The sequence below is a fragment of the Acinetobacter sp. 25-47-130 genome (assembly GCF_056779705.1).
Genome location: NZ_JBWYII010000010.1, coordinates 122,478 through 131,255, shown reverse-complemented (window position 1 = coordinate 131,255; position 8,778 = coordinate 122,478). Strand labels below are relative to the sequence as shown.

Here is an 8,778-nt window from a genome sequence, read left to right as displayed (position 1 = left end):
ATTTTAATGAGGACTAAGGTTTGAGTTTGCATCGTTGCGACCGCCATCTTGTGTGGGCGGATCGTCGGGATTTCAACGAGCAAGGTTTCAATATTTTTGTACATGCAGCAATATATTCCATTAATATATGCTAAATACCTTATTTGAAATAAAGTATTGAAAATAGAGGTTAAGTAGTATATTAAAATACTAAAAAAGTATGGATTAAGGAAATTTCAATGGAATTAAGAACATTAAAGTATTTTGCTACTGTGGTCGAAGAAAAAAGTATTACAAAAGCTGCTGAGAAGTTATGTATCGCACAACCACCACTTACACGACAAATCAAAAACTTAGAGTCAGAGTTAGGTGTCGTATTATTTGAAAGAGGCATGAGACCGATCAAAACAACTGAAGTTGGAGAGTTTTTTTACCAATATGCTGTACAGATACTGACCTTAACAGCACATGCTAAATCGATGGTAAATCGATATAAAGTGACAGATACTACGGTACGAATTGGATATGTTGGTTCGCTTTTTTATTGGAAATTACCTGAGATTATTGATTATTTAAGAAAGCATATTGCAAATATAAAAGTTGAATTGGTGGAATGCGGAACCAGGGATCAGGTAGAAGCTTTGAAATTGGGAAAAATTGATATTGGGTTTGGTCGATTAGGAATTAGTGATCCTTCAATAAAAAGAATAGTGATCGAAAGAGAGCAACTTTTTTTAGCAGTGCACAAAGATCATACGTTAGTGACCCAAAATGTTAAGGAAGTACATTTATCACAATTGGTTAACGAACATATTTATATATATCCAAATACTCCTAAACCAAACTTCTCAACTTTTGTTCAAGGAATATTCTCTGAACTTGACTTAATTCCCCAAAATCTGATCGAGACGAGAGAAATCCATATGGCATTGGGGATGGTGTCATCTGGTGAGGGGGGGTGTATTATTCCAAAGAGTGCATGCTCTATAGGTATGAAAAATTTGAAGTTTATACCTATTCTAGATAATGAGGCTGAAAGTCCAATTACAGTTGCCTATAGAAGTATCGATAATAATGAATACATAAAACAAATATTAGATTATCTAGACGAATTGAAGAGCATGAACTAATTTTTTTAGATTAGATTAATATAAAATATCTATTTATATGCAATATTTAATGGAAAAATAAATAGAATAATAGTGTTAAAAATGATATTTATTTTATAAATCAGCATAAATTGGCATGGATTTGTCATAGGGATAGCGCTGATCTATAAAATATTTAGGATGATTTCGATGGAAAAAATTTCCGAGTTAAAGAGCAATGATGCAAAAAAGAAGGATATTTATGCTTGGTATGTTGTAATACTTTGCATGATTGCATATATATTTTCTTTTATCGATCGTCAAATTTTGGCTTTGATGATTGAACCGATAAAAGCAGATTTGAATTTAACAGACACGCAATTTAGTCTACTCCATGGACTAGCTTTTTCTTTATTTTATGCATTCATGGGGCTGCCGCTGGCTTATATCGCAGATCGATTCTCAAGACCAAAATTAATTGCTGCCGGGATTGTATTTTGGAGCATTGCAACAGCTTTATGTGGTTTAAGTAAGAACTTTATCCAGTTGTTTTTGAGCAGAATGGGTGTAGGAATTGGTGAAGCTGCTTTGTCACCTGCAGCCTATTCAATGTTTAGTGATATGTTTGCAAAAGATAAATTGGGACGAGCTGTCGCTATTTATTCGATTGGATCTTTTGTTGGTGGGGGAATCGCATTCTTAGTAGGTGGTTTTGTCATTGGATTACTCAAGGACATGTCTCTTATCGCTGTACCCTTATTTGGAATGTTAAAGGCATGGCAAGTGGCGTTTATTTTAGTAGGTTTACCAGGAGTAATTATTGGCATATTGGTACTTTTAACTGTTAAAGATCCTAAGCGTAAAGGGCAGATGGTCGATGCGCAGGGGAACGTGGTAAAAGTAAAGCTGAGTGATACTTTTAAATTCCTGAAAAAGCATAAAAAAACATTTACATGTCATTATTTAGGATTTACTTTTTATGCCATGGCATTGTTTTGCTTAATTAGCTGGACACCTGCATTTTACATACGACATTATAATATGACAGCCACTGAAGTGGGCTATATGTTGGGTGCCGTGTTACTGATTTCAAATACTTTAGGTGTATTTGCGGCTGGTTGGATGAATGATTATTTTATTCAAAAAGGCAGAAAAGATTCACCTATGTTTGTGGGTGTGATTGGAATCGTAGGTCTGATTATTCCAATGATTTTGTTTTCACAAGTTAATGAATTATGGCTATCAGTTACATTGTTGGTTGTTGCAATGTTTTTCGCTTCTTTCCCAATGCCGATCTCAACAACAGCAATGCAAATGCTTTCGCCAAATCAATTACGTGCCCAAATCTCATCTATCTTTTTACTCATCAGTAATTTGATTGCTTTAGGTATTGGTACCACATTAGTGGCTTTAATTACGGATCGTATTTTTGAAAATCCTTTAATGGTCGGTTCATCGATATCTATCGTTGGTGCAATATCATGCGTATTGTGCTTTGTATTATTGAAAGTGGGTTGTAAAGCCTTCGAAAATAGTTTGCAAGTTGAGTCTAAATAAATCATGTCTGAATAAAATAATGAGGGTACACCTATCATGTATTTATCGAATCTGAAACTTTTAAAGAAATTCAACTTATTGTCTTCAAAAGATTATTTTCAGATTAAAGATGTGATAGGACAATACTTGTGCCCTCATCAATTTGAAGTATTGAATGATGAATCTTTAGAAGTAAAATTAAGTGGGTTTTCATTTGGTCAAGTTGCACTATTTGAATTAAGTTACAATGCTCCAGTTCAAATTAGTTTTGGTGCTGAGTGTCAAAGTTATCTGTTTAGATTTAATTTGGAAGGGGAATGTAAAGTCAAATATGATCATTCAACTTATCAACAACGTCCTGGATTACTTACAGTTTCTCATCCTCATTTTGAAAATAGAATTGAACTCCAAGCCAAATGTAGAAATATCATATTAAAAATTGATCATGAGTTGATCAACACTGTTTTATATCGCTTGTTGGGATATATCCCTCAAAAAAATCTTATTTTCGATAGTGGCATTTCCTATACATCTGAAGAAAGAATTTCAATTTTAGAAACCCTGAACTACTTATGCTTTGCATATTCAAATATTGAAAACTGGTGGCAAATTTCTGATAGCTTTAGTTCATATTTGACTGAGTTATTATTGATCAAAATTCCACATAATTTCAGTGAAAGAATCGCAGATAAAAAAAATCAACTCATCCCAAGTTATATCAAAAATGCAGCTCATTTGATTGAGCAACATTATATGGAAGCAATCTCGATTGAGGAAGTTGCGAGGCTTGTAAAAGTCTCGGTAAGAACGCTTCAAAAGGGATTTAATACCTATTTGAACCAAACGCCTCTCAGTTTCATGACATCAATCAAATTGGACCGAGTTCATCAAGAACTTAAACACACTCAGGTTGATCAGCCTATAATTGATATCTTTAATGCTCATGGTGTAAGAAGCTTTGGACACTTTACTCGACTTTATAAAAAACGTTATGGATGCACGCCTTCAGAAACCGTGAAACAAAACAAATTAATAGAAATAAATTCGTAATTCGAATAGCAGTACCGCTTTTTGACGCGAGCAAAAGGAAGAATCTTTCCTACTATCACAATACACAATAAAATATGTAAGGGAAAAAAATGAAAATCACAGTTCTCGGCGGTGGACATGGATGTTATGCATCAGCAGTGGAAATGGCGGAAAAAAATCACGAAGTTAAATTATGGCGAAGAGATCGAGATTCACTAAAAGAATTAGCGAAATATGGTGAGCTTACTGTAAAAGACTTTCGTGGCACTAGAACAGTATCTGTTGGGGATGAACATCAAAAAATTCAACTTGAAACTGATTTATCCAAAGCTATTGAAAACGCTGAATTGATTATTATTCCTTTACCCGCAACAAGCCATGAAGATTTATCGATTGAAATAGCACCCTACTTAACATCTGGTCAAGTCGTATTTTTACCCCCAGGTACTTTTGGAACATACCTATTTGCTCAAGCAATGCTTAAAGTTGGGAATAAGTCTGACGTGGCTTTTGCAGAAACGGGTACGTTGCCATATTTAGTAAGAAAACATAGTCCGAATTCTATCGTGATTAGTGTATATGCGACGAGATTGCCTACTGGGGTCTATCCAGCAAAATTAAAAGATCATGCTATTAGAGTATTAAAGCAAGCTTATGACAGCATCGAGCCTATAGAGGATGCTTTGAGTGGAGCTTTAATGAATGCAGGACCCATTATTCATCCTCCATTAATTATGCTCAATGCTGCACCTTTAGAACATTTTGATGTATGGGATATTCATAATGAAGGTACTCAACCTTCAGTGAGGAGAGTAACGAGCTTATTAGATCAAGAGCGAATGAATATTCGTGAAGCATTGGGATACTCGAAACAGCATTTCCCACTCGCAGATCACTACAATAAAGAGGGTGAAGGAGATGAGTGGATGTATGGTAGGGGGGCACATGGTAAGTTGACTGACAGTGGCGATTGGCGTGAGAAAATAGATTTACATTCACATCGGTATATGCTCGAAGACACACGATTAGGCCTGTCATTTATTGTATCGGTTGGTAAGTATGTTGGAGTCAAAACGCCGATTGCTGAAGGGCTTCTGAATATCGCATCATCAATTACTGGTAGGGATTTGTATAGTGAGGGTCGCACTCTTGAAAATTTAGGGTTATTTGATTTAACACAGCAACAATTAAAACACCTGTTGAACTCCGGAGAGCAATCTGCATGATTAAAAATATTATTATTGTAGGTGCAGGCAGAATGGGTAATGCGATTGCGATCGCATTCGCATATGCAGGAATTGAGATTGCACTTGTAGACGTAAAAGATCGAAACCCAGCAGAAAAAAATGAATTTCTGCAAAAATGGAATGACAGCCTCGAACAAGAGTTGCATCTCTTAGAACATATCGGGATGTTAGTGAATGATCAATGTAAAGTATTAAAAGAAAGAATTCATTTCTATTTCAAAGATAATCAAACTATTGATTGGAAAAATTGTGAATTAATTATTGAAGGTGTACCTGAAATAATGACTCATAAACAACACTGTTTTCGGTGGTTGGAACCCTTAATTTCTAAAAACTGTATTGTGGCATCAACGACTTCGACCTTTTTGGTCACTGATATAGCAAAATTAATTTCTCATCCAGAACGTATTGTTAATGCGCATTGGCTTAATCCTGGATATTTAATGCCTTTAGTTGAGCTAAGCCGATCTGAGCATACTGCTGATATAGTAGTAGAAAAACTAAAAACATTACTTGAGGCAATTGGTAAAGTCCCTGTGATTTGTAATGCAGTTGCTGGATACATTGTTCCAAGAATTCAAGCATTGGCAATGAATGAAGCAGCGAGAATGGTTGAAGAAAACGTAGCAAGTGCTGAGGATATTGATAAAGCGATTCGTACAGGTTTTGGTTTGCGTTTTTCAGTGTTAGGTATGCTAGAGTTTATCGATTGGGGTGGAGGAGATATTTTGTATCATGCTTCTGAGTATTTGAGAGAAGAACTTGGTGAGCGTTACAAAGCCCCTGATATTATCAAAAAAAATATGAGGGAAAATAGAAATGGTATTAGAGAACTATCAGGTTTTTACAAATATGAAAGCATGGATATTTATCAATATAAACTAAATGTCATATCAAAATTCGCTGAAAATTTGCGATTTAATCAGCTTATTCCACAATATGAAATTATGAAATAAGCGTTAGTAGGTAAAAAGATTTTAGTCTTTTTACCTATTTGGCATTAAATTGAATATTTTCTTTAATTGTAAATTTAGTGACTCAAGTTCTTGTTCATCAAAAGAATTTAATATACCAGCTAAAGTAACACGATTGATCTGATTAATTTCATCCACAAGACCATATCCTTTTTCAGTGAGCTTCACCATAGAAATCCTTTCATCATGAGGGGATGAGAAAACTTCAACTATACCTTCTTCGACTAATCTATAGATTGCCTTAGTTGCAGTTGTTAATTTGATTGTTGCTAAATTTGCTATTTCAGTGATATTGGCTTCACCGAGAGCATTTGTACTCAAAATGATTTTTCTTTTTGTATTATCGAGACCGATTTTTTTTAAAGATTTATCAATCAATTGGGAATACTTACCATTAACTTGAGATATCCAAAAAAATGGGAAATTTTCCAAACTTTTGGGATCGTTATTTGGCAAATAATTTTCAAAATTTTTTAACATGAGCAGCAATTAAACTTAAAAAAATATAATTGATTATACAAGAAAAAAGACAAAGATTATTTTATTTCAAAATAACTTGACAAATACATTAATTTTTCAGATATTGATGTTGAGTATAAAAATACATGGAAAAGTGAATTGAATATTATATCTAGAAGTCTCTCTTTAGGAGATGGAAAAATTAGAGTCGTGGTTAAAGACTCAATTGATATACAAAATGAAGTGACGACACTTGGAACTCAGGCGCGCAGTGGAGCATGCCCTGCATTTTCACATGCTGAAATTATAAAAAATATACTCAGCAGTGATTGCAAAATTATTGGAAAAACTCATCTTCATGAACTTGCATTCGGTATAACTGGAATAAACAAAAACTTCGGAACACCTTTAAATGTTAAATATCCGCAACTTATTCCTGGAGGCTCTTCCAGTGGTTCGGCTGCAGCTATTGCGGCAGATATAGCGGACTTCAGTATTGGTACGGATACAGGTGGCTCAATTCGTATGCCAGCCGCTTGCTGTGGAGTGTATGGATTAAAACCTTCATTTGGTCGTGTAAGTCGTGATGGTGTTTGGCCAAAAGATACCACTTTAGACTGCGTCGGACCATTCGCATCAGATATCAACAATCTGATTCTTGCTATGCAGATCATTGATCCTACATTTAAAGAAATCCAAATCGATCTACAGCAGATTCAATTAGGAATATTACGTGTCGAAGCGGAATCTGAAATTTGGCGTGTCTTAGATGCTGAGTTAACAAAAATTGATTTACCTCAAAAAAATCTATTCATAGACAATATTGATGAGGCATATCAAGCAGGTATGTCGATCATTAATTACGAAACTTGGGGTGCATATCATGATCTTACTCAAACTGGACTTCTAGCCAATGATGTTCATCAGCGTTTATTAAAAGCATCTGAAACCACTCAAAAAGATGTAGAAAATGCTGAATTAATAAGAACTCAATTCACAGAGCAGATCAATGATTTACTCAACAATGTTGATGTTTTGATACTGCCGACACTACCTCAATTTCCACCTAAATTAGACGAAGCTGAAAATACTGTTGCTTTCCTCAATTTAACTAAGCTCGTGCGACCATTCAATCTATCGGGCCATCCAGCGCTCACGATTCCATATGAAACATCAAATGGCTTACCTGTCGGTATGCAATTAATTGCTAAGCATGGTGAAGATGAAAAATTGTGTGCTATTGCACAACACATTGTCGATATTACGAAGCATTCACAAGGAGGTGGCAAATGAGCAATTTAGCCAAAGATCAAACAGAGAGCTTGATTGATCTTGAAGAATTATGTCAAGAGATTAGACAGCGAGCGTGTTCAGGTGAATTTGACGAACAAGCATACGTGAGTCAAGACATTATTCAAAAACTGAAATCAATTGGGGTATATCGTGCTTTAGTTCCTAAACGTTTCGGTGGTGATGAGGTTTCACCGCGTACGTTTTGTGAACTTATTGAAAGGCTCTCTAAAGCAGATGGATCAGTAGGTTGGGTTGCAAGTTTTGGTATGAGCCCAGCTTATCTTGGGAGTTTACCTGAAGAGACACTTTCCGAACTTTATAAAAATGGTCCAGATATCGTTTTTGCTGGTGGAATTTTTCCACCGCAAGCTGCTCAAGTGACCAATGAGGGTTTAGTTGTAAAAGGCCGTTGGAAATTCTCAAGTGGTTGTAAAGGTGCAGATATCGTTGGTGTAGGCATTGCCCCGATCAAAGATAATGAATCTCATGGCTTACCACGTATGGCTGTTTTACCAGCGCATAAAGCACAAATTGAAATGACGTGGGATACAGTAGGTTTAAAAGGCACAGGTAGTCACGATCTCATTGTCGATAATGTACTTGTACCTGAGCATTGGACTTTTGTTCGGGGTGAGCCATCTAAACTCAGCGAACCATTTTTCAAATATCCATCCCTCTCTTTGGCGACTCAAGTCCTCACCGTAGTCGGAATTGGCGTAGCCTCGGCGTCATTGGAAGAATTTAGAAAATTAGCTCCAGGTAAGTCGTCGATTACTGGAGGTGCAGAAATTGCTAATCGACCTATCACTCAGTACGAATTTGCGAAAGCTGAAGCTGAGTTCCTAGCTGCAAGAACATGGTTCTACAACACCATGGATATTGTATGGGAAGAAGTACTCAACGGGCGAAAACCTGCGCCACATTTAATTAGTGATATGCGTCTATCTTGTACACATGCGGCAAGAGTCTGTGCAAAGGTCACCCGCAAAATGCAAATGTTAGCTGGCATGACTGCCATTTATACCAACCATCCATTTAGTCGCTTTGTGAATGACACGAATGTCGTGACACAGCATGCATTTATGGGTGATGCAACTTTACAAAATGCTGGTGCGATGAGCTTTGGGCTTAATCCGACACCTGGATATTTATAAATGACCGAAAAGAAGGAAA

At 35.9% G+C, this 8,778-nt stretch carries 8 protein-coding genes; 7 read left to right on the top strand and 1 reads right to left on the bottom strand.

The window, feature by feature from the left end:
- Positions 1 to 218: 218 nt before the first annotated feature.
- From AC1M83_RS11925 to AC1M83_RS11905, 5 genes are all read left to right on the top strand, one after another.
- Positions 219 to 1,109 carry a LysR family transcriptional regulator gene (locus AC1M83_RS11925; RefSeq protein WP_035266330.1) on the top strand — a complete coding sequence of 297 codons (891 nt, stop codon included), beginning with the start codon at positions 219 to 221 and terminating at the stop codon, positions 1,107 to 1,109.
- Between the two features lie 168 nt (positions 1,110 to 1,277).
- The gene (locus AC1M83_RS11920) at positions 1,278 to 2,624 is read left to right on the top strand and encodes a spinster family MFS transporter (RefSeq protein ID WP_481589338.1); all 1,347 of its coding nucleotides are present in this window, start codon (positions 1,278 to 1,280) and stop codon (positions 2,622 to 2,624) included.
- A gap of 36 nt (positions 2,625 to 2,660) precedes the next feature.
- Complete coding sequence (locus AC1M83_RS11915; protein ID WP_481590757.1) at positions 2,661 to 3,653, top strand: helix-turn-helix transcriptional regulator; 993 nt, start codon at positions 2,661 to 2,663, stop codon at positions 3,651 to 3,653.
- An 89-nt stretch (positions 3,654 to 3,742) separates the two neighbouring features.
- Positions 3,743 to 4,858 (top strand): NAD/NADP octopine/nopaline dehydrogenase family protein, encoded by a 1,116-nt coding sequence (locus AC1M83_RS11910; RefSeq protein ID WP_481587687.1) that lies wholly within the window; start codon positions 3,743 to 3,745, stop codon positions 4,856 to 4,858.
- Positions 4,849 to 5,835 carry a 3-hydroxybutyryl-CoA dehydrogenase gene (locus AC1M83_RS11905; RefSeq protein ID WP_171260716.1) on the top strand — a complete coding sequence of 329 codons (987 nt, stop codon included), beginning with the start codon at positions 4,849 to 4,851 and terminating at the stop codon, positions 5,833 to 5,835. The genes AC1M83_RS11910 and AC1M83_RS11905 overlap by 10 nt, the downstream gene beginning before the upstream one ends.
- A 30-nt stretch (positions 5,836 to 5,865) precedes the next feature.
- On the opposite strand, the gene AC1M83_RS11900 is transcribed toward AC1M83_RS11905, so the two are convergent.
- The gene (locus tag AC1M83_RS11900) at positions 5,866 to 6,333 is read right to left on the bottom strand and encodes a MarR family winged helix-turn-helix transcriptional regulator (protein ID WP_092767678.1); all 468 of its coding nucleotides are present in this window, start codon (positions 6,331 to 6,333) and stop codon (positions 5,866 to 5,868) included.
- A 138-nt stretch (positions 6,334 to 6,471) separates the two neighbouring features.
- Between AC1M83_RS11900 and AC1M83_RS11895 the strand changes: the two genes are divergently transcribed.
- Both AC1M83_RS11895 and AC1M83_RS11890 read left to right on the top strand, forming a co-directional pair.
- Positions 6,472 to 7,605 carry an amidase gene (locus AC1M83_RS11895; RefSeq protein ID WP_481590756.1) on the top strand — a complete coding sequence of 378 codons (1,134 nt, stop codon included), beginning with the start codon at positions 6,472 to 6,474 and terminating at the stop codon, positions 7,603 to 7,605.
- Positions 7,602 to 8,759: an acyl-CoA dehydrogenase family protein gene (locus AC1M83_RS11890; RefSeq protein WP_092767682.1), complete on the top strand. Its 1,158-nt coding sequence runs from the start codon at positions 7,602 to 7,604 to the stop codon at positions 8,757 to 8,759. The genes AC1M83_RS11895 and AC1M83_RS11890 overlap by 4 nt, the downstream gene beginning before the upstream one ends.
- Positions 8,760 to 8,778: the final 19 nt, after the last annotated feature.

Coding starts and splice junctions, on each gene's coding strand:
- AC1M83_RS11925 (WP_035266330.1), top strand. CDS start 219: ATGGAATTAAGAACATTAAAGTATTTTGCTACTGTGGTCGAAGAAAAA.
- AC1M83_RS11920 (WP_481589338.1), top strand. CDS start 1,278: ATGGAAAAAATTTCCGAGTTAAAGAGCAATGATGCAAAAAAGAAGGAT.
- AC1M83_RS11915 (WP_481590757.1), top strand. CDS start 2,661: ATGTATTTATCGAATCTGAAACTTTTAAAGAAATTCAACTTATTGTCT.
- AC1M83_RS11910 (WP_481587687.1), top strand. CDS start 3,743: ATGAAAATCACAGTTCTCGGCGGTGGACATGGATGTTATGCATCAGCA.
- AC1M83_RS11900 (WP_092767678.1), bottom strand. CDS start 6,333: ATGTTAAAAAATTTTGAAAATTATTTGCCAAATAACGATCCCAAAAGT.
- AC1M83_RS11890 (WP_092767682.1), top strand. CDS start 7,602: ATGAGCAATTTAGCCAAAGATCAAACAGAGAGCTTGATTGATCTTGAA.